At 57.3% G+C, this 23290-nt stretch carries 25 protein-coding genes, 1 tRNA gene and 1 pseudogene; 20 read left to right on the top strand and 7 right to left on the bottom strand.

Translation table 11 applies throughout. The features are described 5' to 3' along the window. The first annotated feature begins 366 nt into the window (after positions 1-366). From BLU75_RS05615 to BLU75_RS05645, 7 genes are read left to right on the top strand one after another with little or no spacing between them, the layout of a single operon-like run. The gene (locus tag BLU75_RS05615; protein WP_084377419.1) at positions 367-1323 is read left to right on the top strand and encodes a sugar ABC transporter substrate-binding protein; all 957 of its coding nucleotides are present in this window, start codon (positions 367-369) and stop codon (positions 1321-1323) included. A gap of 57 nt (positions 1324-1380) precedes the next feature. Further along, the gene (locus BLU75_RS05620; protein WP_084377421.1) at positions 1381-2934 is read left to right on the top strand and encodes a sugar ABC transporter ATP-binding protein; all 1554 of its coding nucleotides are present in this window, start codon (positions 1381-1383) and stop codon (positions 2932-2934) included. After that, positions 2931-3908, top strand: a complete 978-nt coding sequence (locus BLU75_RS05625; RefSeq protein WP_084377423.1) for an ABC transporter permease — start codon at positions 2931-2933, stop codon at positions 3906-3908. Before BLU75_RS05620 ends, BLU75_RS05625 begins: the two co-directional genes overlap by 4 nt. Positions 3909-3911: 3 nt before the next feature. Further along, positions 3912-4934 (top strand): LacI family DNA-binding transcriptional regulator, encoded by a 1023-nt coding sequence (locus tag BLU75_RS05630; protein ID WP_084377425.1) that lies wholly within the window; start codon positions 3912-3914, stop codon positions 4932-4934. Positions 4935-4956: 22 nt separating this feature from the next. Beyond that, a complete protein-coding gene (rbsK, locus tag BLU75_RS05635) occupies positions 4957-5874 on the top strand; it encodes a ribokinase (RefSeq protein ID WP_084377427.1) in 918 nt (305 codons plus the stop codon). Next, on the top strand, positions 5871-6272 hold the full coding sequence (rbsD, locus tag BLU75_RS05640) for a D-ribose pyranase (RefSeq protein WP_084377429.1): 402 nt from the start codon (positions 5871-5873) through the stop codon (positions 6270-6272). The genes rbsK and rbsD overlap by 4 nt, the downstream gene beginning before the upstream one ends. Positions 6273-6298: 26 nt before the next feature. Then, positions 6299-7327 (top strand): nucleoside hydrolase, encoded by a 1029-nt coding sequence (locus BLU75_RS05645; protein ID WP_084377431.1) that lies wholly within the window; start codon positions 6299-6301, stop codon positions 7325-7327. An 18-nt stretch (positions 7328-7345) separates the two neighbouring features. On the opposite strand, the gene BLU75_RS05650 is transcribed toward BLU75_RS05645, so the two are convergent. Beyond that, entirely contained in the window at positions 7346-7558 is a 213-nt protein-coding gene (locus tag BLU75_RS05650) for a hypothetical protein (protein ID WP_084377433.1), read from the bottom strand. 156 nt (positions 7559-7714) lie between these two features. Between BLU75_RS05650 and BLU75_RS05655 the strand changes: the two genes are divergently transcribed. Then, positions 7715-8023 (top strand): hypothetical protein, encoded by a 309-nt coding sequence (locus BLU75_RS05655; protein ID WP_084377435.1) that lies wholly within the window; start codon positions 7715-7717, stop codon positions 8021-8023. Between the two features lie 142 nt (positions 8024-8165). After that, a complete protein-coding gene (locus BLU75_RS05660) occupies positions 8166-8486 on the top strand; it encodes an I78 family peptidase inhibitor (RefSeq protein ID WP_084377437.1) in 321 nt (106 codons plus the stop codon). Between the two features lie 71 nt (positions 8487-8557). On the opposite strand, the pseudogene BLU75_RS05665 reads toward BLU75_RS05660, so the two are convergent. Continuing rightward, positions 8558-8769, bottom strand: a pseudogene (locus BLU75_RS05665) (cold-shock protein). Between the two features lie 288 nt (positions 8770-9057). Further along, a complete protein-coding gene (locus BLU75_RS05670; protein WP_084377439.1) occupies positions 9058-9372 on the bottom strand; it encodes a hypothetical protein in 315 nt (104 codons plus the stop codon). A 369-nt stretch (positions 9373-9741) separates the two neighbouring features. On the opposite strand from BLU75_RS05670, the gene thrS reads away from it, so the two are divergent. The 9 genes from thrS (at position 9742) to BLU75_RS05715 (ending at position 17197) form a co-directional block, all read left to right on the top strand. After that, the gene (gene thrS / locus BLU75_RS05675) at positions 9742-11664 is read left to right on the top strand and encodes a threonine--tRNA ligase (RefSeq protein WP_084377441.1); all 1923 of its coding nucleotides are present in this window, start codon (positions 9742-9744) and stop codon (positions 11662-11664) included. Then, entirely contained in the window at positions 11664-12215 is a 552-nt protein-coding gene (infC, locus tag BLU75_RS05680; protein ID WP_170827566.1) for a translation initiation factor IF-3, read from the top strand. Before thrS ends, infC begins: the two co-directional genes overlap by 1 nt. Before the next feature lie 60 nt (positions 12216-12275). Continuing rightward, entirely contained in the window at positions 12276-12470 is a 195-nt protein-coding gene (gene rpmI, locus BLU75_RS05685) for a 50S ribosomal protein L35 (RefSeq protein ID WP_002553160.1), read from the top strand. Between the two features lie 29 nt (positions 12471-12499). Then, a complete protein-coding gene (gene rplT, locus BLU75_RS05690) occupies positions 12500-12856 on the top strand; it encodes a 50S ribosomal protein L20 (RefSeq protein ID WP_002553161.1) in 357 nt (118 codons plus the stop codon). A 109-nt stretch (positions 12857-12965) separates the two neighbouring features. Beyond that, on the top strand, positions 12966-13982 hold the full coding sequence (pheS, locus tag BLU75_RS05695) for a phenylalanine--tRNA ligase subunit alpha (protein WP_003203624.1): 1017 nt from the start codon (positions 12966-12968) through the stop codon (positions 13980-13982). Positions 13983-14008: 26 nt separating this feature from the next. Next, a complete protein-coding gene (pheT, locus tag BLU75_RS05700) occupies positions 14009-16387 on the top strand; it encodes a phenylalanine--tRNA ligase subunit beta (protein ID WP_084377443.1) in 2379 nt (792 codons plus the stop codon). Positions 16388-16390: 3 nt separating this feature from the next. Then, complete coding sequence (gene ihfA, locus BLU75_RS05705; protein WP_002553164.1) at positions 16391-16693, top strand: integration host factor subunit alpha; 303 nt, start codon at positions 16391-16393, stop codon at positions 16691-16693. After that, positions 16674-17030 (top strand): MerR family transcriptional regulator, encoded by a 357-nt coding sequence (locus BLU75_RS05710; RefSeq protein ID WP_003174972.1) that lies wholly within the window; start codon positions 16674-16676, stop codon positions 17028-17030. Before ihfA ends, BLU75_RS05710 begins: the two co-directional genes overlap by 20 nt. 90 nt (positions 17031-17120) lie before the next feature. Beyond that, positions 17121-17197, top strand: a tRNA-Pro gene (locus BLU75_RS05715). A 321-nt stretch (positions 17198-17518) separates the two neighbouring features. On the opposite strand, the gene BLU75_RS05720 is transcribed toward BLU75_RS05715, so the two are convergent. Further along, positions 17519-18451 (bottom strand): TIGR03571 family LLM class oxidoreductase, encoded by a 933-nt coding sequence (locus BLU75_RS05720; RefSeq protein WP_084377445.1) that lies wholly within the window; start codon positions 18449-18451, stop codon positions 17519-17521. Positions 18452-18656: 205 nt separating this feature from the next. After that, on the bottom strand, positions 18657-19517 hold the full coding sequence (locus BLU75_RS05725) for a type 1 glutamine amidotransferase domain-containing protein (protein WP_084377447.1): 861 nt from the start codon (positions 19515-19517) through the stop codon (positions 18657-18659). 124 nt (positions 19518-19641) lie between these two features. On the opposite strand from BLU75_RS05725, the gene BLU75_RS05730 reads away from it, so the two are divergent. Then, a complete protein-coding gene (locus tag BLU75_RS05730) occupies positions 19642-20586 on the top strand; it encodes a LysR family transcriptional regulator (protein ID WP_084377449.1) in 945 nt (314 codons plus the stop codon). Here BLU75_RS05730 and BLU75_RS05735 read toward each other — a convergent pair. Continuing rightward, positions 20571-21671, bottom strand: a complete 1101-nt coding sequence (locus BLU75_RS05735; protein ID WP_084377451.1) for an alkene reductase — start codon at positions 21669-21671, stop codon at positions 20571-20573. The genes BLU75_RS05730 and BLU75_RS05735 overlap by 16 nt on opposite strands. A gap of 259 nt (positions 21672-21930) precedes the next feature. Between BLU75_RS05735 and BLU75_RS05740 the strand changes: the two genes are divergently transcribed. Then, positions 21931-22833 (top strand): LysR family transcriptional regulator, encoded by a 903-nt coding sequence (locus BLU75_RS05740; protein WP_084377453.1) that lies wholly within the window; start codon positions 21931-21933, stop codon positions 22831-22833. 14 nt (positions 22834-22847) lie between these two features. Here BLU75_RS05740 and BLU75_RS05745 read toward each other — a convergent pair whose 3' ends face one another. Next, positions 22848-23267, bottom strand: coding sequence for an SRPBCC family protein (locus BLU75_RS05745; RefSeq protein ID WP_084377455.1), 420 nt, complete (start codon positions 23265-23267; stop codon positions 22848-22850). Positions 23268-23290: the final 23 nt, after the last annotated feature.

Raw genomic sequence — 23290 nt, forward strand, 5'->3', positions numbered from 1 at the left:
TTCCGAACAGGGAGGCATGCGGCGTTCGGTTGTCCGAAAACGATGACGGAAAATTCTCGAATCCGCGTTCCCAAATACCTACTGCGATCTGTCGGTGCAGAGAACGAATATCCGCAGCGGATGTTTAGAGGCATGGCTAGCAGGCCGTGGGGCAGGGCGTAGAGCGGGTGAGGAAAAAGGCCTTTTCTTTCGTTGACAAATGTCGACAAGCTTCGCATAGTTTGCTTAACGCAAACGTTTGCGAGATGTTTCACCTGTGCTGAACGGCTATCGTGAAGGCTCGTATATTCGCTTCGGCGGGATGACTGCCGAGACAGGTATCGGCGCAAGCGTTGCTCAGAATAATCATAAGATCGGAGTGAACCCATGAAGCTGCCATTTGCTGGACGTCTTCTTGCTACCGCTGTGCTGGTTGCCGCATCTGCTGCGTTGCCCCTCTCCCCTGTATTTGCCGAAGACGCCGCCAAACCGAAGATCGGTCTGGTGATGAAGTCTCTCGCCAATGAATTTTTTGTCACCATGCAAGACGGCGCCAAGGATTATCAAAAAGCCCACGCCGCCGATTTCGACATGATTACCAACGGCATCAAGAACGAAACCGATACCGCGGCGCAGATCAATATCGTCAACCAGATGGTCCTGGCTAAGGTGGATGCGTTGGTCATCGCGCCCGCCGACTCCAAGGCATTGGCATCAGCCCTGGAAAAAGCCAGCAAAAAGGGGATCAAGATCGTCAACATTGACAACCGTCTTGATCCGCAAGTGTTGAAAAGCAAATCCCTGGATATTCCCTTTGTCGGGCCGGATAACCGCAAGGGCGCCCGCCTGGTGGGTGAGTACCTGGCCAAGCAACTGAGTGCCGGTGACAAGGTCGGCATCATTGAAGGCGTGTCCACCACCACCAATGCCCAGCAACGCACCGCCGGCTTCAAGGATGCGATGGAAGCGGCAGGCATGCAGATCGTTTCCATCCAATCCGGTAACTGGGAAATCGACGGTGGCAACAAGGTCGCTTCCGCGATGTTGAGCGAATACCCGGATCTCAAGGCATTGCTGGCCGGCAACGACAACATGGCGGTAGGCGCCGTTTCGGCGATTCGCGCCGCAGGCAAGAAAGACACGGTTCAAGTGGTTGGCTACGACAACATCGACGCCATCAAGCCGATGCTGCAAGACGGTCGTGTGCTGGCGACCGCCGACCAGGCCGCCGCCCAGCAAGCGGTCTTCGGTATCCAGAATGCGCTGAAGCTGATCAAGGGTGAAAAAGTCGAATCTGTTGACGGTGTGATCGAAACCCCGGTCGAACTCGTTCTCAAGAAGTAATCCCCGCTGTGCAACACAGCGTCCGCTCATCCCGAGCGGACGCCTGGAGATTTTCCTATGTCATCTTGCGCCCCGACTGCTGTCCTCTCGGTCAGCGGTATAGGCAAGACCTACGCCCAGCCGGTTCTGGCTGACATCACCCTGACGCTCAATCGCGGGGAAGTGTTGGCGCTGACCGGTGAGAACGGTGCGGGTAAAAGTACCTTATCGAAGATTATCGGCGGGCTGGTCACACCGACCGCCGGCCAGATGCAGTTCAATGGCCAGGACTACGCTCCCGGCAGCCGGACTCAAGCAGAGAAGCTGGGCATCCGCATGGTCATGCAAGAGCTCAATCTGCTGTCCACCCTGACGGTGGCGGAGAACCTGTTTCTGGATAATCTGCCCAGCCACGGTGGCTGGATCAGCCGCAAGCAACTGCGCAAGGCGGCGATCGAGGCCATGGCCCACGTGGGGCTGGATGCCATCGACCCCGATACGCTGGTGGGCAGCCTGGGTATCGGTCATCAACAAATGGTCGAGATCGCGCGCAACCTGATCGGTGATTGCCATGTGCTGATCCTCGACGAACCGACGGCGATGCTGACCGCCCGTGAAGTCGAGATGCTGTTTGAGCAAATCGCTCGTCTGCAAGCCCGCGGTGTGGCGATCATCTACATTTCCCATCGCCTGGAGGAGCTGGCCCGAGTGGCCCAGCGCATCGCGGTATTGCGTGATGGTCAGTTGGTCTGTGTCGAACCCATGGCCAATTACAACAGTGAGCAACTGGTGACTTTGATGGTAGGTCGCGAGTTGGGCGAGCACATTGATCTGGGCGCGCGGACCCTTGGTGCCCCGGCATTGACGGTCAAGGGCCTGACCCGTGCGGACAAGGTCCTCGATGTTTCCTTTGAGGTGCGCGCCGGTGAAATCTACGGGATTTCCGGCTTGATCGGCGCGGGACGAACCGAGTTGCTGCGCCTGATCTTTGGTGCGGATGCGGCCGATAGCGGCACGGTGGCCCTCGGTTCTCCGGCTCAGGTGGTGAGCATCCGCTCGCCGGTCGATGCGGTTGCCCATGGCATCGCTCTGATTACCGAGGATCGCAAGGGCGAAGGCTTGCTGCTGACCCAGACCATCAGCGCCAATATCGCCTTGGGCAACATGCCGGAAATCTCCAGCGCTGGTGTCGTCAATCGGCATGACGAAACGACCCTGGCCCAGCGCCAGATCGATGCCATGCATATTCGCAGCTCGGGGCCGGAGCAACTGGTGTCCGAACTGTCGGGTGGCAATCAACAGAAGGTGGTGATCGGGCGTTGGCTCGAGCGCGACTGTTCGGTGCTGCTGTTTGATGAGCCCACCCGCGGCATTGATGTGGGGGCCAAATTTGATATCTATGCGCTGCTCGGCGAATTGACCCGTCAGGGCAAGGCGCTGGTGGTGGTGTCCAGCGACCTGCGCGAGTTGATGCTGATTTGCGACCGCATCGGCGTGCTGTCTGCCGGGCGCCTGATCGAAACCTTCGAGCGCGACAGCTGGACTCAGGACGAATTGCTCGCCGCCGCGTTTGCCGGCTATCAAAAACGTGATGCGCTGCTCAACGAAGCAGCGCCTAGGACTGCCCCATGAAAACAACGTCTTCCACCGCCAAGCCAGGCGGCAACTTTTATGGACTGGGCACGTACCTGGGCCTGGCCGGCGCCTTGCTGGCGATGATTGCGCTGTTCTCGACCCTGAGCGATCACTTCTGGTCCTATGACACCTTCAGTACCATCGCCAACCAGATCCCTGACTTGATGGTGCTGGCGGTGGGCATGACCTTTATCCTGATCATCGGCGGCATCGACCTGTCGGTGGGCTCGGTACTGGCGCCGGCGGCGTCGGCAGTCAGTGTGGCAATCCTCAGTTGGGGCTGGAACGTGGTGCCTGCGGCGTTGCTGGGCATGGGGTGTGCCGCGCTGGCGGGCACTTTGACCGGCTCGATTACCGTGGCCTGGCGTATTCCGTCGTTCATTGTTTCCCTGGGCGTGCTGGAAATGGCGCGTGGCGTGGCGTATCAGTTGACCGGCTCGCGCACGGCATACATCGGTGATTCTTTCGCCTGGTTGTCCAACCCGATTGCCTTTGGCATCTCGCCGTCGTTCATCATTGCTTTGTTGGTGATTATCGTTGCCCAAGCGGTACTGACCCGTACCGTGTTCGGTCGGTATCTGATCGGCATTGGCACCAACGAGGAAGCGGTACGCCTGGCGGGGATCAATCCAAAACCCTACAAAGTCCTGGTCTTCAGCCTGATGGGGTTGTTGGCGGGTCTGGCGGCGTTGTTCCAGATTTCCCGTCTGGAAGCGGCGGACCCGAATGCCGGTTCCGGGCTGGAGTTGCAAGTGATCGCCGCGGTGGTGATCGGCGGCACCAGTCTGATGGGCGGGCGTGGCTCGGTCATCAGTACCTTTTTCGGTGTGCTGATCATTTCCGTGCTGGCTGCCGGTCTGGCACAGATTGGTGCGAGTGAGCCTACCAAGCGCATCATTACTGGTGCTGTGATCGTGATCGCCGTGATCCTCGACACCTACCGCAGTCAACGCGCCAGTCGGCGGGCCTGAGTCATGGCAACGATCAAGGATGTGGCGGCACTCGCGGGTATTTCCTACACCACGGTATCCCATGTGGTGAACAAGACGCGCCCGGTCAGCGAGCCCGTGCGGATCAAGGTTGAGGCGGCGATCAAGCAACTGGACTACGTGCCCAGCGCCGTTGCACGGTCCTTGAAGGCCAAGACCACCGCCACTATCGGTCTACTGGTGCCCAATAGCCTCAACCCGTATTTCGCGGAGTTGGCCAGGGGCATCGAGGATTACTGCGAACGCAATGGTTACTGCGTGATCCTGTGCAACTCCGACGACAATGCCGAGAAACAGCGCAGTTATCTAAGGGTGCTGCTGGAAAAGCGCATCGACGGCTTGATCGTCACTTCGGTCGGAGGCGATGACAGTGGCCTGGCCACCGGCTTGAAAGCGGTGCGCACGCCGATGGTCATCGTCGACCGGGGCCTTGATGGCATTGATGTGGATCTGGTGCGCATCGATCACGAACAAGGTGCGTACCTGGCGACCCGGCACCTGTTGGAACTGGGGCACCGGGATATCGCGTGTATCGGCGGGCCGGCTCACACCCGGGTGGCGCAAATGCGCCTGGCCGGCTATTGCCGTGCGCTGCATGAGGCGGGAATCGAGGTCCCGGCAAGCCGCATGCTGGAAAGTGATTTCACCAGCACCGGCGGTTATGCCGCTGCGGCACAGTTACTGGCGAGCGATCCACCCACGGCGATATTCGCCGGCAACGACATGATCGGTTTTGGCGTACTCCGGGCAGCCGCCGAACGCAACCTGCGGGTGCCTGCCGAACTGTCGGTCATCGGTTTCGATGATATTCAAATGAGCCGCTATGTCTATCCGGCACTGACCACGGTCGGCCAGTCGATCCTGCAGTTGGGGGAGATGGCGGCGGAGCTTTTACTGCGACGGATTTCTACACCCCAGCTACCGGTTGATCAACGTATCGTGACGCCGAGCATTGTGTTGCGTGAGTCAACAGCACCGTTGGCCGCTGTATTCGCCTCAACCCGCTGAACGAATTGATGAGTATTGATGTATGCCAGCAAAAGTAGTGGTAGTCGGCAGCTTGAACATGGACCTGGTCACCCGGGCCGGTCGGCTGCCCCGCGCCGGTGAAACCTTGATCGGCCAATCGTTTTTCACGGTCCCGGGCGGGAAGGGGGCCAATCAGGCAGTAGCCTCGGCGCGTCTGGGAGGCAACGTTGCGATGATTGGCTGCGTGGGCTCCGATGCTTATGGCGCCGAGCTGCGCGACGCACTGTTGGTGGAAGGTATCGATTGCCAGGCCGTCAGCCAGGTCGATGGCTCCAGCGGTGTCGCGTTGATCGTGGTGGATGACAGCAGCCAGAACGCGATAGTCATCGTGGCAGGCAGCAACGGGCAGTTGATGCCCGCCGTGGTGCATTCGTTCGACGCTGTGTTGCAGTCCGCCGATGTGATTGTCTGCCAACTTGAGGTGCCGATGGCGACGGTGGCCCATACCCTCAAGCGCGGTCGTGAACTGGGAAAGACGGTGATCCTCAATCCCGCACCGGCCAGCGGCCCGCTGCCTGATGACTGGTATGCTTCGATCGATTACCTGATCCCCAACGAAAGCGAGGCGTCGGCCTTGAGCGGCGTAGTGGTTGACTCGCTGGAGACCGCCAAAGTCGCCGCCACGCGCCTGATCAAGGCGGGAGCGGGCAAGGTGATTGTGACCCTCGGCGCACAAGGCGCGTTGTTCGCCAATGGCCGGGATTTCGAGCATTTGCTGGCGCCCCAGGTCAAGGCGATTGACACCACTGCGGCAGGCGACACGTTCGTCGGTGGCTTTGCCGCCGCGCTGGCCAGCGGCAAAAGCGAAGCCGAGGCCATCCGTTTTGGCCAGGTTGCGGCGGCGTTGTCGGTCACCCGCGCCGGTGCGCAGCCCTCCATTCCCACGTTGCACGACGTACAAGGTTTTGTTTCTGCATGAAAAAGACTCCGTTACTCAATATCGCCTTGTCGCGGGTGATCGCATCCCTTGGCCACGGCGACATCCTGGTGATCGGTGATGCCGGCTTGCCGGTGCCACCGGGTGTCGAGTTGATTGATCTGGCGTTGACCCAGGGCATCCCGGACTTCATCAGCACCTTGCGCATCGTACTCAGCGAGATGCAGGTCGAAAGCCACGTGTTGGCCGAAGAAATCCTGCTCAAGCAGCCGCCGGCGCTGGCGCATCTGAATGCGTTCGCGGCGGCTGATCTTGGCGAGCGGAGCCTGTTGAGTCATGACGAGTTCAAGCTGCTCAGCCGCAAGGCGCGAGCGGTGGTGCGTACTGGCGAGTGTCAGCCTTACTGTAATATCGCGCTGGTTTCCGGCGTGACTTTCTAGTATTTCCCAATGACAAGGAGAGTGTCATGCAACGTAGTGCCCAAACCCTGCGACATCTGTTCCGGAGTGTGCTGCTTTTGTCCGTATTAACAGCTGCGAGCGCCCAGGCGGCGGAAAAAATCGACCTGATCATTGATACCGATCCCGGTGCCGACGATGTGGTCGCGTTGCTGTTTGCCATGGCCTCTCCCGAAGAGCTGAATATTCGCGCGCTGACTACCGTGGCGGGCAACGTGCGCCTGGACAAGACTTCGCGCAATGCACGACTGGCGCGCGAGTGGGCGGGGCGCGAGGAAATTCCGGTGTATGCCGGTGCGCCGCAGCCACTGCTGCGCACGCCGATCTATGCCGAGAACATCCATGGCAAAGAGGGTATTTCCGGCGTTGCCGTGCATGAACCTGAAAAAGGCCTGGCGGAGGGGAATGCGGTCGACTACCTGATCAAGACGCTCAGCACTGCCAAGCCCCACAGCATCACTATCGCGATGCTCGGCCCGCAGACCAATCTGGCGCTGGCATTGACCCAGGCGCCTGAAATCACCCAGGGCATCAAGGAAGTGGTGGTGATGGGTGGCGCGCATTTCAACGGTGGCAATATTACGCCGGTGGCCGAGTTCAACCTGTTCGCCGACCCGATTGCGGCTGAAATTGTGCTGAAAAGTGGGGTCAAGCTGACTTACCTGCCACTGGATGTGACCCATAAGGTCCTCACCAGCGAGGCGCGCCTGCAGAAGATCGCAGACCTGAAAAATAATGCCAGCAAAGTGGTCGGCAATATTCTCAATGAATACGTCAAGGGCGATATGGAGCACTACGGCATCCCGGGCGGTCCGGTGCATGACGCTACCGTCATTGCCTACCTGCTCAAACCGGCGCTGTTCAGCGGGCGACAAGCCAACATGGTGGTGGACAGCCGCGAAGGCCCGACCTTTGGCCAGACCATCGTAGATTGGTATGACGGCCTCAAGCAGGAAAAGAACGTGTTCTGGGTTGAAAACGGCGACGCCCAAGGCTTCTTCGATCTGCTTACTGAGCGCCTTGCACGTTTGAAGTAAAGCGTTGGCGCTCGACTTCTAATCGCGTTCGGGGTTATGTGCCCCCGTATAATCGGCCGGGTATTTCTCGAATATCTGGCCGATGAACGCTTGCGCCGACTGGGTGCCCAGCTCTTTCACGAGCAGGTCGATACCGATGATCGCCAACTCCTCCGGGCTTCCGGGGCTGTAGGAGCTCTGTCCTTGGGGCCACTTGGCTTTGATGTCGGCTTGGAGGGTCACGGTGGTCATGGGTGTCTCACGGGGCTAAAAAAAACGGGGTGATGCGCTAAAACGCGATTCTTGCCGAGCCAGTAAACCATTTCGCGCGGCATTTGGCACTGCTACTTAGGCATGAGGAGAGGGCTGTGCGACACTGTCCACCTGTTTAGTTGCGGGGAACACCAGGTGCAGATCGATTTGAACAACCCTGAGAGCCTGACGCTGGCGGCCGTGCGCCAATTGATCGCGAGTGCCAGCGATGACGAGCACACTCAGTTGCGCGTGACCAAGGCCGGTATCGCCTACATCTCATCCGGGCGGCAGGTAGCGGGTGTGGGTATCGACGGGCTGCTGTTTCGCCTGGAGACCTGGGCCAAGGGTTCCGGTTATGTCGGCAATGTCGCGGCCAGCGATGAAGTCTGGGTCACGCAGATTTTCAATGCACTGAAGCAGAACTGGCCGAGTCCCCCGTTTGACTACATCGACATCTACTGAGATTCATATCTGGTGACGATTGATCCCCGGGATCAGTCGTTGACTCAGGCAGACTGCCTACGATGAACAGCGACACTCCTGAAACCATTCCGGGAAACGGCTGTCGCACGATCTCTGACTATTTTTTCTCAAAGGAGGCTTCATGCCTTGGAAGCTCGCATCATTCGGTACTTTGTTGGCAGCAGCTCTTTTGACTGGCTGCAGCACCCCGAGTACCTCTGAGCCCGCCAAAGGCGCGGCTGTGGCTGAAGCTGCCTATACGCGTTGTGAGTCGTCGGCTGCGCAGTTCGCAGTCGGCCAGAAAGCCTCGCCTCAATTGCTGGAACAGGCCCGCACTCGAGCGGGGGCGCAGAATGCACGGATTCTCAAGCCCAATGACATGATTACCCTGGAATACCGTTCTGATCGCCTGAATCTCAACACCGATACCAATCTGGTCATCACGCGCGTTAACTGCGGCTGATTGCCCAGCGCTTTTGTTTCTCCCATAAAAAACCCCGTCGCATGGACGGGGTTTTTTGATTGGCGCAGAAATTACTCTGGGCGAACCTGTGCAGCTTGCATACCCTTTTGGCCTTTCTCAGCCACGAAGGAAACGGTCTGGCCTTCTTTCAGGCTTTTGAAACCGTCGCTTTCGATAGCTTTGAAGTGTACGAACAGGTCGTCACCGCCACCTTGAGGAGTGATGAAGCCGAAGCCTTTTCATCGTTGAACCATTTAACGGTGCCGGTTTGGCGATTAGACATGGTGTATCTCCAAGAAACATATATTTTCAGTGTACTGTGCTGCTCAGGCCAACTGGGCACACTGGGCTATCATAGTCGAAATGTTCGGCTTGGGAGCCCCCCCAAGGCACTGTTTGCTAATCAATCGCGTTGCGTTGAACACCTTTTTTTGCTGAAAGCCCCGGTTTACGGGGCTTTCATGCGAAATATCCGTTGATAAAAAAAGCCGTAAAAGCTACGTAATTTGTGAGAAATAGCAGTTTTCAGGCTGTTTTTCCGTCAAAACACGGGTCCGAACGGTGGCCGATCTTACTTTTTCTTCACGACCTTGCAGGATGAAATAGCCGCCACTGCTTTGTTTTTAAGCTCCGCGCTGGCGTTCTGGTTGGTCATGAGTTCCTTGATTTCCGCAGAGCTCAATTCGGCATTGATCTTGTCCGCGCCGCATTCGCAATGGGTTTTGGCCGTTTTGGCGTCCACGTTCTGGCTGGCGGCGGCGCTGCAATCGCTGACAAAGCTGTCACGGGCGCCGGCGGGCCAGTTCGAAGGGGCCGCAGCCTGGGCGCCGAGGGACAGGAAGGTGAGGGAGGCGGCGAGAGCGAGGGTCGAGGTAAAACGCATCATGGGTGCTCCTTTAAAGTCGAGGGCGAACGGCGATTCTCAGTGGGTTTGAGGGCACGCGTACAGCTCAAGTTCACTTTTGCCTCTATAAAGAGTGGATTTTGTGGTTGCAGGTGAGCGTGTCGGCGCGATGACCGTTCATCTGTGCTAGCATCTCCCGCTTGGCTCTTTTGCGGTGTGCCGTTTGCCACCTCGCCATGTTTTCCTTTTTGTTTAACTCCAGTCACTCTGGTTCGATTATCGGTTGGCCGAAAGGTCCCTGCCGCTGTAAGGCAGGCGTTCATCATTGAACGGCCTGGTGTTGGATCTTGTACTGGCTCATCCCAACCCACGTGACCTTTGGTAGGGGTCACCACTAGGAGAGGAGGCGCCATGCCAACTATTACTCTTCCCGACGGCAGTCAACGTTCATTCGATCATGCGGTTTCCGTAGCCGATGTCGCCGCATCCATTGGTGCCGGCCTGGCCAAAGCCACCGTGGCTGGCAAGGTCAACGGCAAGCTGGTTGACGCCAGCGACCTGATCACCAGCGATGCCAGCCTGCAAATCATCACGCCCAAGGATCAAGAGGGGCTGGAGATCATTCGCCACTCTTGCGCGCACCTGATTGGTCACGCCGTCAAACAGTTGTACCCGACGGCGAAGATGGTTATCGGACCGGTCATCGAAGAAGGTTTTTATTACGACATCGCCTACGAACGTCCTTTCACACCGGACGACCTGGCGGCGATCGAAGCGCGCATGCATGCGCTGATCGAGAAAGATTATGACGTCATCAAGAAAGTCACTCCGCGCGCCGAAGTGATCGACGTGTTTAGCGCCCGTGGTGAAGACTACAAGCTGCGTCTGGTGGAAGACATGCCAGATGAGCAGGCCATGGGGCTGTACTACCACGAAGAATACGTCGACATGTGCCGTGGCCCGCACGTGCCGAATACGCGTTTCCTCAAGTCGTTCAAGCTGACCAAGCTGTCCGGTGCCTACTGGCGCGGTGACGCCAAGAACGAGCAATTGCAACGGATCTACGGTACTGCCTGGGCTGACAAGAAGCAGTTGGCCGCCTATATCCAGCGTATCGAAGAAGCCGAAAAGCGTGATCACCGCAAAATCGGCAAGCGCCTGAACCTGTTCCACCTCCAGGAAGAAGCGCCGGGCATGGTGTTCTGGCACCCGAACGGCTGGACTCTGTACCAGGTGCTCGAGCAGTACATGCGCAAGGTTCAGCGCGAGAACGGTTACCTGGAGATCAAGACTCCGCAGGTGGTTGATCGCAGCTTGTGGGAGAAATCCGGGCATTGGGCCAACTACGCCGACAACATGTTCACCACGCAGTCGGAAAACCGCGACTACGCCATCAAGCCGATGAACTGCCCTTGCCACGTGCAGGTGTTCAATCAGGGCCTGAAGAGCTATCGCGAGCTGCCGATGCGTCTGGCCGAGTTCGGTGCCTGCCACCGTAACGAGCCATCGGGTGCTCTCCACGGCATCATGCGTGTACGTGGTTTCACCCAGGACGACGCTCATATCTTCTGCACTGAAGAGCAGATGCAGGCCGAATCCGCCGCTTTCATCAAGCTGACCATGGATGTTTATCGCGATTTCGGCTTTACCGAAGTCGAGATGAAACTGTCCACTCGTCCGGAAAAACGCGTTGGCTCCGACGAATTGTGGGATCGCGCCGAGGCTGCACTGGCCGCTGCGCTGGACAGCGCGGGCCTTGCATACGATCTGCAGCCGGGGGAGGGTGCGTTCTACGGGCCGAAGATCGAGTTCTCGCTCAAAGATTGCCTTGGTCGCGTCTGGCAGTGTGGTACCCTGCAGCTCGATTTTAACCTGCCGATCCGTCTGGGAGCCGAATACGTCTCCGAAGACAACAGCCGTAAACACCCGGTTATGCTGCACCGGGCGATCCTCGGTTCGTTCGAACGGTTTGTCGGAATCCTGATCGAGCACTACGAGGGCGCGTTCCCTGCGTGGCTGGCTCCGACCCAGGCAGTGATCATGAACATCACTGATAAACAGGCGGATTTTGCCGCTGAAGTTGAAAAAACTCTCAATGAAAGCGGATTTCGTGCCAAGTCCGACTTGAGAAATGAAAAGATCGGCTTTAAAATCCGCGAGCATACTTTGCTCAAGGTTCCCTATCTCTTGGTTATCGGAGATCGGGAAGTCGAGATGCAGACTGTCGCTGTGCGTACTCGTGAAGGTGCTGACCTGGGCTCGATGCCCGTCGCCCAGTTCGCTGAGTTTCTCGCGCAAGCGGTTTCCCGGCGTGGTCGCCCAGATTCGGAGTAATTACTATTAAGCGTGAAATGAGACAAGATAAACGAGCTGCACCGAAAGCCCCGATCAACGAGAATATCTCGGCACGTGAGGTTCGGTTAATTGGGGCTGAAGGCGAGCAGCTTGGGATTGTGTCAATTGAAGACGCGCTTCTTAAGGCTGAAGAAGCCAAGCTCGATTTGGTGGAGATTTCCGCCGATGCTGTACCTCCTGTCTGCAAGCTGATGGACTACGGCAAATCGATCTTCGAGAAGAAGAAGCAGGTTGCCGCAGCGAAGAAAAACCAGAAGCAGATCCAGGTTAAAGAAATCAAGTTTCGTCCAGGGACGGAGGAAGGGGATTACCAGGTAAAACTGCGCAACCTGGTACGTTTCCTGAGTGATGGGGACAGGGCCAAGGTATCCTTGCGATTCCGCGGCCGTGAGATGGCCCACCAGGAGCTGGGGATGGAACTCCTCAAGCGGGTTGAAGCTGACCTGCTCGAGTACGGTTCGGTCGAACAGCATCCTAAGATGGAAGGACGCCAGCTGATCATGGTCATCGCCCCGAAAAAGAAGAAGTAATCAATAGGGCACGGCAGGCCTTCTGATTATGTTTATCAACTGAATGCGGAGTATCCGAACATGCCAAAGATGAAGACTAAAAGTGGTGCTGCTAAGCGGTTTCTGAAAACTGCTAACGGTATCAAGCACAAGCACGCTTTCAAGAGCCACATCCTGACCAAAATGTCGACCAAGCGTAAGCGTCAACTGCGCGGTAGCAGCTTGCTGCATCCGTCTGACGTGGCAAAAGTCGAGCGCATGCTGCGCCTTCGTTAATTTTGGATCAAGAATAGAGGAAGTAACTCATGGCTCGTGTAAAGCGTGGCGTCATTGCCCGTAAGCGTCACAAAAAAATTCTGAAACTTGCTAAAGGCTACTACGGCGCGCGTTCACGCGTATTCCGTGTTGCCAAGCAAGCGGTAATCAAGGCAGGCCAATACGCCTACCGTGACCGTCGTCAGAAAAAACGTCAGTTCCGCGCTCTGTGGATCGCTCGTATCAATGCTGGTGCTCGTGTTAACGGCCTGTCCTACAGCCGTTTCATCGCTGGCCTGAAAAAAGCGTCCATCGAGATCGACCGTAAGGTTCTGGCTGATCTAGCAGTGAACGAAAAAGCGGCGTTTGCTGCGATTGTCGAGAAAGCTAAAGCCACCTTGGCTTAAGTACCCCCGACAGTCACCCTGGGTCACTTCCGTGGCCCAAGGTGTTAAACGTCATAAATAGGGGAAGAGCCTTCAAGCTCTTCCCCTATTTTGTATCTGGAGTCTGTACATGGAAAACCTGGATGCGCTGGTCGCTCAAGCTCTTGAGGCTGTGCAAAGCGCTGAAGATATCAATGCCCTGGAGCAAATCCGGGTTCACTACCTTGGCAAAAAGGGTGAATTGACTCAGGTGATGAAGACCCTGGGGAATTTGCCGGCAGAAGAGCGTCCGCAAGTTGGCGCGCTGATCAACGTTGCCAAGGAGCGTGTCACAGAGGTTCTCAATGCACGTAAGGCGTTGTTCGAGGAGGCCGATCTTGCGGCCAAGCTCGCCGCCGAGTCCATTGACGTGACCCTGCCTGGCCGCGGCCAGACCTCAGGCGGTCTGCATCCGGTTACGCGGACTCTGGAACGTATCGAGCAGTTCTTCACCCATATTGGCTACGGCATCGCTGAAGGTCCTGAGGTCGAAGACGACTATCACAACTTCGAAGCGCTCAACATCCCAGGCCATCACCCGGCCCGTTCGATGCATGACACCTTCTATTTCAATGCGAACATGCTGTTGCGCACCCATACCTCGCCGGTACAGGTCCGCACCATGGAATCGCAGCAGCCGCCGATCCGCATCGTCTGCCCTGGCCGTGTGTACCGTAGCGACTCCGATATCACTCACTCGCCGATGTTCCACCAGGTCGAAGGCCTGCTGGTTGATCGCGACATCAATTTTGCCGACCTCAAAGGCACCATCGAAGAATTCTTGCGGGTGTTCTTCGAGAAAGAGCTGGCGGTGCGCTTTCGTCCGTCGTACTTCCCGTTCACCGAGCCTTCCGCTGAAGTCGATATGGAATGCGTGATGTGTAGCGGTAAGGGTTGCCGCGTCTGCAAACAGACCGGCTGGTTGGAAGTCATGGGCTGCGGCATGGTTCACCCCAATGTGCTGCGGATGTCCGGGATCGATCCGGAAGAGTTTTCCGGCTTTGCCTTTGGCATGGGCGTTGAGCGTCTGGCCATGTTGCGTTACGGCGTGAACGACTTGCGTCTGTTCTTCGACAACGACTTGCGGTTCCTCGCGCAATTTCGCTAGTCGTAACGGATCTTTAGGAGAGCAGGATGAAATTCAGTGAACAATGGCTGCGTGGCTGGGTAAGCCCGCAGGTAGATCGCGACGAGCTGGTTGCTCGTCTGTCGATGGCCGGTCTTGAGGTCGATAGCGTTACGCCGGCCGCCGGTGTTTTCAGCGGCGTGGTGGTCGGCGAGGTGCTGAGCACCGAGCAGCATCCCGATGCCGACAAATTGCGCGTTTGCCAGGTCAGCAATGGTGCGGAAACCTTTCAGGTCGTGTGCGGAGCGCCCAACGTGCGTCCGGGCCTGAAGATCCCGTTCGCCATGATCGGTGCCGAACTGCCGGGCGACTTCAAGATCAAGAAGGCCAAGCTGCGTGGCGTTGAGTCCAACGGCATGCTGTGCTCCCAGGCCGAACTGCAAGTCGGCGAGGGCAATGATGGCTTGATGGAGCTGCCGGCCGACGCGCCAGTGGGCCAGGACATCCGCGTTTACCTGGAACTGGAAGACGCCAGCATTGAGGTCGACCTGACCCCGAACCGTGGTGACTGCCTGTCCCTGGCTGGCTTGGCGCGTGAAGTCGGCGCGTTGTACAACGCCCCGGTTACCCGACCAGTCGTTGCTCCCGTGCCGGCTGTGCACGACGAAGTGCGCCCGATCGACGTGCTGGCGCCAAACGCTTGCCCACGTTATCTGGGCCGTGTAATTCGTAACGTCGACCTGTCCAAGCCAACCCCGCTGTGGATGGTTGAGCGCCTGCGCCGTGCCGACGTACGCAGCATCGACGCCGCCGTCGACATCACCAACTACGTGATGCTGGAGCTGGGTCAACCGCTGCACGCTTTCGATCTCGCCGAAATCAACGGTGGCATCCGTGTGCGCATGGCCGAAGAAGGCGAGAAGCTGGTGCTGCTCGATGGTCAGGAAGTCAGCCTGCGCGCCGACACCCTGGTCATCGCCGACCACTCCCGCGCCCTGGCGATTGCCGGCGTGATGGGTGGCGAGTACAGCGGCGTATCCGCGACCACTCGCGATGTGTTCCTTGAGAGTGCGTTCTTCGACCAGATCGCCATCGCTGGCAAGGCCCGTTCCTACGGCCTGCATACCGATGCTTCGCACCGCTACGAGCGCGGTGTGGACTGGAACCTCGCCCGTGAAGCCATGGAGCGCGCCACTGGCCTGCTGCTGGAAATCACCGGCGGCGAAGCCGGTCCGGTCATTGAAACCGTCAGCGAACAGCACCTGCCGTCGATCGCACCGATCACTTTGCGTGCCCAACGGGTTGAGCAGATGCTCGGCCTGGTGATCGAGAATGCTGAGATCGAGCGCCTGCTGTCGGCGTTGGGTCTTGGCGTCGCGGCAGATGGGGCAGGGCAGTGGCGTGTGGAAGTGCCAAGCCATCGCTTCGATATCAGCCTTGAAGTCGATCTGATCGAAGAGCTGGCGCGTCTATACGGCTACAATCGCTTGCCGGTTCGTTATCCGCAAGCCCGCTTGGCGCCGCAGGCCAAGGCCGAGGCCCGTGCCCATCTGCCGGAACTGCGTCGGCTGCTGGTCGCTCGCGGTTATCAGGAAGCGGTGACGTACAGCTTCATCGATCCGAAACAGTTCGAGCTGTTCAATCCGGGTGTCGAGCCCTTGCTGTTGGCTAACCCGATTTCCAATGACATGGCGGCCATGCGTTCGTCGTTGTGGCCGGGCCTGGTCAAGGCGCTCAGCCACAACCTGAACCGTCAGCAGGATCGCGTACGCATGTTCGAAAGTGGACTGCGTTTTGTCGGACAATTGGAAGGCCTGAAGCAAGAGCCGATGTTGGCTGGCGTGGTCTGTGGCAGCCGTCTGCCGGAAGGTTGGGCACAAGGACGCGATGCGGTGGACTTCTTCGACGTCAAGGCTGACGTGGAAGCGGTGTTGGGCTTTGCGGGAGCGCTGGACGCATTCAGCTTTGTTCCTGGTAGCCACCCGGCGTTGCATCCAGGCCAGACGGCGCGCATTGAGCGCGAAGGGCGCCTGGTCGGTTTTGTCGGTGCCATTCACCCTGAATTGTCGAAAACCCTCGGTCTCGATCGTCCGGTCTTCGTTTTCGAGCTGGTACTGGCGGAAGTGGCGTCGGGCAAAATGCCGAAATTCAGCGAGTTGTCGCGTTTCCCTGAAGTACGACGCGACCTGGCGTTGATCGCCGATCGCGAAGTGGCAGCCAGTGCTGTGCTGGACGTAATCCGTGAAAATGCAGGGGAATGGCTGACGGACCTCAGGCTATTTGACGTCTATCAGGGTAAAGGCATTGATCCGCATAGAAAAAGCCTTGCAGTTGGCTTGACCTGGCAGCATCCATCGCGCACTCTTAATGACGATGAGGTGAATACCACGACACAAAACATCCTCACCTCGCTTGAACAAAGGTTAAACGCCACGTTAAGGAAGTGACGTATGGGGGCTTTGACGAAAGCTGAGATGGCGGAACGTCTGTATGAAGAATTGGGCCTGAACAAGCGCGAGGCCAAGGAATTGGTCGAGCTGTTTTTTGAAGAAATCAGGCACGCTCTTGAAGACAACGAACAGGTCAAACTGTCCGGTTTCGGTAATTTTGACCTGCGGGACAAACGTCAGCGGCCGGGCCGCAATCCGAAAACGGGAGAAGAAATCCCGATCACGGCTCGCCGTGTGGTCACCTTTCGTCCAGGGCAGAAGTTGAAGGCCCGAGTTGAGGCTTATGCTGGAACCAAGTCATAACGACGAGCTACCCGTCATCCCAGGCAAGCGCTACTTCACCATCGGTGAAGTCAGCGAGCTATGTGCGGTAAAACCGCACGTGCTGCGCTATTGGGAGCAGGAGTTTCCTCAACTCAACCCCGTAAAACGCACCGGGAACCGTCGGTATTATCAGCGCCAGGATGTGCTGATGATCCGACAGATCCGTGCGTTGCTCTATGACCAGGGGTTCACCATCAGTGGTGCGCGCCAACGTATGTCGGGTGATGAAGCCAAAGACGACACCACCCAGTACAAACAACTGATCCGCCAGATGATCTCCGAATTGGAAGATGTGCTGGTGGTTCTGAAAAAGTAATTCAGGCTTTTAAAATACTTCCACATTTCAAAAGCTTGCGGTATATTCCTGATCGCTTCCTTGCGAAGCAAACCCAGTTTCACGCCTAGTCGGGGCGTAGCGCAGTCCGGTAGCGCACTAGCATGGGGTGCTAGGGGTCGAGTGTTCGAATCACTCCGTCCCGACCATATAATTCAAAGGGTTGCGAGATTTTATCTCGCGACCCTTTTTTATTTAAGGCCGTTTTTACCCCTACAAAACGGTTGGCTCTCAGTAGAGTCCTCACTGCTTTCGTCCAGGCTGAATGAAGCATCAGCATGTTGGAAGCCGACGCTGAACTGACCTCGTTACCGAGATGCCACTGACCCAGTCGGATTCCTCGCGAACAATTTCCTGTGCTGGATTCTGCCGATTGGAGTTGGGTCAGCCTTGCGTCGGTACGCAGATCAATTCGGCGTCGGCGCCAAAAGGGCGTTGAATGACCTTCAACTGCCGCTCCCTATAGCGCGTCAGACTACGTTGTGAAATCTGGGCAAAATGCACTCGGCAATCTCTTCAACCACCTCCGCAACGGGTCGTTCGCTGTGACGCAGATGCAGGCCAACATGCTGTACACCCGACTCACGCAACGCCTCCAGCTCCTCAATGAGCGCCATTCGCCCGCCGCGTCCACCGAAACGCAGCGGTTTCATTGGCGAATGCGGATTGGCTTCAAGGTCCAGATGCAGAAAACTGATATAGGGTTTGTCAGCCCCCACCTCTCGCCAGAGCCCTACACGCCGACGATGCTCCTGAGGCGTTCCAGGGTAGGCGAGCCACCCATCCATGTGCTCTCCAATCCAGGTCGGTGATTGTTGGCCAAGTCCGGCAACCAGCAGGGGAAAGGGATCTTCACGCTGCGGTAATAGTTGGGCTCCCTCCGGCAGACGTCCAATGCCTTGGCTTTTCAGCAGTTCAACGGTGTTACGAAAAAGCGCTCCCCGTTGGTCGTAGTCGACACCGAACAGCGGGTACTCCATCGGCCGATCGCCACTGGCCACCCCTAATAGCAGGCGGCCCTCGCTCAGTTCGTCGATGCTATTGGCAGCCTTGAGGGTCAACCACGGTTGTCGTAGCGGCAAGACTACCGCGGCAGTGCCAAGCATAATGTTTTGGGTGATGCCGGCCAGATAACCCAAGTAGGAAAAAATCTCGAAGACCTGTGCAGCATCTCCAAAACTCGGGTCATAGACCGGCACATCCCGCACCCACAGGGCTCGAAAACCGCTGTTGTCCGCCAATCGGGCCAGTTGGGCATGTTGTTTCAGATCGGGAGCGCCAAAAGGGCGCTTTTCCGCCATGCTCAAGCGTTGACCGGCAGTGGACCAATCATTGTCCAGCGGCAACTCCAGTCCGATGGAGAAGTTGTTAGGGCCGAGTAAACGTTGAAAATGTGAGTTCATCAGGTCTCCTGCGCCGTGCGTGATGCAGGGCGACTCCATAGGTGAATACCGACAGTATCTGCGGCTCCATCCCGGAGAAAAATGCATCAGGCAGCACAATAGTCTTGATTAAAATTCACGATTAGAAAGCTTTCCTGTCTGGAGGAGGAAGAGGCAATCACCCTGCGCAATGTTTTGTCGGTGAAAAAGTGAGAGTTTGAATCGATCAATCTTTTGCTTGGCTCTGGGATTTGAGTCGATCGAGTATCACCTTACCCACATCCAGCGCAGAACCAGGGTTTTGACCGGTCACCAGTTCGCGATCGATGACGATATGGCTGGTCCACGGTGAAGTGTTGCTACTGTATACGCCGCCGGCTTGTTCCAGTGCCGTTTGCGGATAGAACTTCATCGCACCGCCATTCAACAAGCCTTTGGCCAGTTCCTCTTCCTGATTGCTGATGACCGTGAATTTGTATCCTGCATAAGTCCAGCCATGCGTTGGGGCTTTGCCGTCGCCTTCGAGTTTCCGAGTGAAGGCTGTTGGGTCGGACAGAGTCGACAGTAGCGCAATCGGGCCATGGCAAACGAGGGCGGTTGTCTTGCCGTTGTTATGGAAGTTGTTCAGCAACTTCCCCAATGCGGCGCTATGCAGCAGATCCTCCATAGGTGCGTGGCCACCGGGTACATAGACAGCATCGAAGTGCTCGTAGCCGATCTGTTCGACCCGCGACAGGCTAATGACCGGTGACTCACCCGGCGAGGTAATCTTGAGGTGCTCCAGCAGTGCCTTGTGCTCCTGCAGTGCCGCAATGTCATTGTTGAAATACATTTTGTCGTTGGACGATTGGTCCAGCGTTGGCGCCTTGCCCGTTGGCGTCGCAAAGGTCACCGAGTGGCCGGCATCGAGCAGTAGTTTTACGGGTTGCATCAATTCGTTCAGGTAAAAGCCGGTTGTAAAGACTTTCTTGTCCTTGAGCTCAAGGTGGTCTGAATCAGACAGCACGACCAGGACGTTACTGGCCTGTGCGTTGAAGGCTGAGGTGCAAATGGTCATTGCAAGGGCGAGACGAGTGATAGGGCGCATGGGATTTCCGAGCAGTAGAGAGTGAATTCGATCAGCAGGTGTCTGATCCCGATACGACTATATTCATGCCTCCATGGGAGATAAACTTGCGCAAAGGAAAAGCACTTGTTCTTTGGAGGTAAAGGTGGGCCGGCGATTCGATTATCTCGCAGACGTAGAAGTCTTCATCACTGTGGTGGAGAAAGGCTCCCTAAGCGCAGGGGCCGTTCTTCTGGCAACTACCCCGTCAGTAGTCAGCCGTGCGATCTCACGTCTGGAAACACGCCTGGGTGTTCAGTTGTTACGGCGCACGACTCGACGCCTGAGCCTGACCGAGGCGGGACTGCTTTACCTCGAACAGTCCCGCGCGGCGTTCTCGCTGATCGATGATGCAGAGCGGACGATCCAGGGGCAGGAAGGCGCGTTGACTGGCCGTGTACGGCTTAGTGTGCCGACGACTTACGGCCACTACCGGCTGCCGGTATTGCTCTGCCGCTTTACTCGGCAGTACCCGCAGGTGCGCATCGAGTTGAGCATCAGCAATCGAAATGTGGATCTGGTGGCCGAAGGGTATGACCTGGCCATTCGCCTTGGGCCATTACCTGACAGTGGCCTGATTGGACGCAAACTTGAGGATGCGCGTTTGTGCGTGGTCGCCGCGCCGGACTATCTCCGGCGTGCAGGTACGCCGCACAGCGTCGACGAACTGCCAGCGCATGCTTGCCTGCCATTTGTGATGCCCAGCAGCGGTCGGGTCGGCCCCTGGCTGTTCTGTGAGCAGGGTATTGATCGGGAGTGGATACCTGAGGCGAGTGTTCAAGTGTCCGACGACGTACTTGGCACTGTGTCTTTGGCCGAGCACGGTATGGGTATTTGTCAGACCTACGATTTTATTGTTCGGGAGCGGATTCAAAGCGGACGCCTGGTGCCGCTGCTCGAACAGTCGAGTGGACGGTCCCGACCGTTCTCGGTGATTTTCCCGCCTCATCGCCAGCTATCGGCTGCGTCCCGGGCGCTGATCGACTTCCTGATTCGCGGGGTGGCAGATCAAGCCCACACGCCACTCAACGAGCGTCAAGCGATCGGATAGGTCGGGTAGTCGGTATAGCCCTGGGTGCCTCCTCCATAGCTCAATGCCCGGTCCGGTTTCAACAATGGCCAGTCGTTGCGTAGTCGTTCAACCAGGTCGGGGTTCGCGATGAAAGGTTCACCAAATGCTGCGATGTCGATCATCCCATCGCGAAGAAATTGTTCCGCTCGTTCCTTAGTCATGCCTCCTGCGAGCACTAGCGTGCCATGGTAGTGGGTGCGAAATTTTTGCAGGAAATCCCGAGGAATGGGCGAACTGCCCCGCGACAGCTGATCCATGAAATGAACATAGGCCAGACCGCGTCGGGAGAGTTGGTCGGCGACATACAGATAGGTTTCTTCGACATCCTCGTAAAGCCCCATGTCAAACAGGCCGCCAAAGGGTGACAGGCGAATGGCGGTGCGTTGCGCACCGATACGTTCAATGACGCTGTCGACCACTTCCAGCAAGAAGCGTGAACGGTTTTCGAGGGTATCGCTGCGGTATTCGTCTGTGCGGTCATTGACCAACGGGTTGAGGAATTGTTCGATCAGGTAGCCGTTGGCGCCGTGCAGTTCAATGCCATCGAAACCGGCGTCAATAGCATTCGCGGCTGCCTGGGCAAAGTCACGAATCACCGCTTTGACTTCCGGCGTGGTGAGGGCGCGGGGTTGGGAGACGTCGACCGGACCGAGCTCGCCACGCTCAGTCAAACCCCAGGCCTGGGAGTTACGGGCAATCTGCGAGGTCGAGCTGACCGGGTCAATACCGCCTGGCTGAATACTGACATGGGAAACGCGCCCGACATGCCATAGCTGCATGTAGATAACGCCGCCGGTAGCGTGCACTGCCTGGGTTACTTTGCGCCAGCCGTCGATCTGTGGCGTGGTGTAGATGCCGGGGATGGCCAAAAAGCCTTCGGCCGAGCGCGAAATGGGGGTGCCTTCGGTGATGATCAGTCCGGCGCTGGCGCGCTGGCTGTAATAAAGCGCAGTGAGGTCGTTGGCGACGCCATCCGGGTTCCGCGCCCGTGTCATCGGCGCCATGGCGATACGGTTGCGCAACGTAAGAGTGCCGACTTGGATGGGATCAAATAATGAGCTCATGGGGACCTGTCCTTTCTTTATGTTGCTCAAGAAGGTAGGCCTGACATAGCAAACTGATAACCCGATCCGGCCGAACATGATTTGTGAAGCCGTTTCACAGTTTACTCAACCCTGCAGAGCTTGGCTGCGTTGTGCATTCGATTCCACTGTATATGGAATTGGTTTCACAAGATAAATGAACGTTTTCTCACTTATTGCTACGTATCGCCAAGTAGCGCTTGTGATATTTTTTCACTAATCAATGAGTGGGGAGGCGGACGTGGATAACAGAGCAGGCGAGATGCAGGTATTTGTACGGGTCGTCGACGCCGGCAGCTTTTCACAAGCAGCGCGACAGATGCTGATGACACCTTCGACGGTCAGTAAATTGATTGTTCGACTGGAGCTGCGTCTGGGGGTACGTCTGCTCGAGCGTTCGACACGTAAGCTGTCGCTGACCGACGAAGGACGCATCTACTATGAACGCAGTAACGCTTTGCTGGCAGAACTCGACGACGTTGAAAGAGTGTTGGCCCAAGGCGCACAGAAAGCACGCGGAACCGTGCGCATCAATGCCTCGGTTGCGTTTGGCACAATGGCGATCGAACCCAATTTGCCGGCCTTCTGGGAAGCCCACCCGAACATCCAGATCAACCTGTCCTTGAGTGATGATATCGTTGACATGTACCTGGATCGAACAGACGTTGCATTCCGTGTTGGCGTGTTGACTGACTCGACCCTACGTGCGAGGAGTATCGGTATTGCTCGGCGCAAGATGGTGGCTTCACCTGAGTATCTGGAAAAGTACGGAGTCCCCGACACCCTCGAAGACCTCGCCGAGCATAATTGTTTGAGCTTCAACTTTCGGCGCTCTAGTCCAGTGTGGCCCATGCATCAGAGTGGCCGCATCGTTGATCGAATCGTCCAGGGCAACCTGCAAGCCAACAATGGCGAGACCGTTCGACGTATGGCCATCGCCGGGGTGGGGATTGCCCGATTGGCGGACTTTCACATCGATGAGGATCTCGCCGCTGGCCGGTTGGTCGAGGTACTCGCGCAAACAGGCCATGACAGCGAGGAAGTCAATGCGCTGTATCAGGGTGGACAGCATGTGCCCCAGCGTATCCGAACGTTCCTCGACTTTATGGTGCCGCGTCTGCAAGCGTTCATGAATCGGGGGTGACCCGCGTGCCGTCGTCAGTCCGTGGATTCGACGACGGCCTTCAGGCGCTCCAGCCCTACGCGGTAGAGTGCCTCGAAATGCCCGATGACCTCGGCCTCATCTGCGCCCTGGACGAGAAAGGTGCTGGACCAGGACGCCAGTGTCCCCCCGTTGCCATCGTCCTTCGCTGACATCGTGCCTACATAGTCAGTGACTGGCGAAGGGCCCTCAAGCAGGGCATAGCTGTAGTGCTTTTCGTCTTCATCAAACGTGAGCAAACGCTCGACAATGATCGCACCGTCGGCAGTTTTGAGGTGACGCAAACGTCCGCCATCACTGAGGGTGCTGCTCGCGATGACATCGAGCCAGCGAGGTAGCCAATCAAACCCGCCGAGTAGCGACCAGACCTGTTCGGCTGGACGTGCAATGCTAATCAAGATACGGACTTCACTCATGTTTTTAACCTGTATGGGAGGAA

Origin of the sequence: Pseudomonas mucidolens, assembly GCF_900106045.1 — a bacterium.
In the GTDB taxonomy this organism is placed as follows: domain Bacteria; phylum Pseudomonadota; class Gammaproteobacteria; order Pseudomonadales; family Pseudomonadaceae; genus Aquipseudomonas; species Aquipseudomonas mucidolens.